Origin of the sequence: Streptomyces odonnellii, from assembly GCF_000981895.1 — a bacterium.
GTDB lineage: Bacteria > Actinomycetota > Actinomycetes > Streptomycetales > Streptomycetaceae > Streptomyces > Streptomyces odonnellii.
The window spans coordinates 1-1,183 of the sequence record NZ_LATD01000636.1 but is presented as its reverse complement, the minus strand read 5'-3'; the positions used below and the strand labels follow the sequence as shown (position 1 = coordinate 1,183).

1 protein-coding gene is annotated in these 1,183 nt (G+C 71.3%); it reads left to right on the top strand.

All coding sequences use genetic code 11. The annotated features are described in order from the left end of the window. Nucleotides 1-208 precede the first annotated feature (208 nt). Complete coding sequence (locus tag WH07_RS35855) at nucleotides 209-1,099, top strand: SDR family oxidoreductase (protein WP_232789182.1); 891 nt, start codon at nucleotides 209-211, stop codon at nucleotides 1,097-1,099. Nucleotides 1,100-1,183 lie beyond the last annotated feature (84 nt).

Sequence of the window (1,183 nt, the reverse complement as noted above, 5' to 3'; positions counted from 1 at the left end):
CCAGGCCTCCGTCCGCGGTCCCCCATGACCACCCCCGGTCACCCCGGTGCGCTCCGAAGCACTTCGAAGCGTTCCGGATTCACCCCACCGCCCCGGATTCACCACGCTTCACCACCACAGCCGCGCCATGTCGCGCGCCTTGACGCCCCGACGATGCCGCAGGCACCCAGAGCGGCGGAGAAGAGACGACATGCCTCGAAGGATTCTCGTGACCGGCGCCGGCGGCATGCTGGGGGCCGAGCTGATGACCACTCTGTCCGCCGTCGGCAATGAGGTGCTCGGCTGGTCCTACTCCCAGGACCAGCCGAACTGCCGCCGTATGGAAGCCGGTTCCCGCCGGGACGTGGAGGCGTTCTTCGCGGAACAGTCCCTGGACGTATGTGTCCACTGTGTGGCGAACGCCGATGTGCAGCAGTGCGAGGACGACCCCGAGATGGCCCGCCGGGTGAACGCCGAGACCACCAGGATCGTGGCGGAGCAGTGCGCCCGCCGCGGGGTGAAACTCGTCTACATCTCCACGGAGTACGTCTTCGACGGCACCGCCCCCGACGGGTACGAGGAAAAGGCCGCCCCGCTTCCGCTCCAGATCTACGGGGAGACAAAACGCGGCGGTGAACTCCACACGTCCCGGGTCCCCGACCATCTGATCGTCCGCCTCCCCGTGCTCTACGGGCAGCGGGTGCCGGGGCGCGGCCCGAACTGGACCGAGTCCGTCCTCCAGGCGCTCAGGAACGAGGTCTCCCTCGAACTGGACGACCGGCTCGTACGCCAGCCGACCTGGACGAGCGATGTGGCCCGCACGCTGGAGAGGGCCCTCGCCGCGGATCTCGGCGGCATCCTCCATGTGGCCGCCCAGGAAGGCGTGACGAAGTACGTCTGGGGCAGGAAGATCGCGGAAGCGGCGGGCCTTCCCCTCTCCCTGCTCCGGCCGTCGCGGGGACCGCGGACGGAGTCCGGCGCGCTCAGGCCGACCCGGCCCTGGCTGAGGACGGCCCGGCTGGAGCGGCTGGGGATCCAGCCGCCGGCCGGAGTGTCCGAGCGGGTCCTTCCTTATCTGCGGTCGATGGGGACGGTCGGGGCGACGCCCGCGCGCCGGTAGTCGGAGAGCGGGAGGTCACCGGTGGCCGAGGGCCCGGGGGCCCCGGGGGGTCTGGGGCCCCCGGGCCCTCGGCCGCCGGTGACC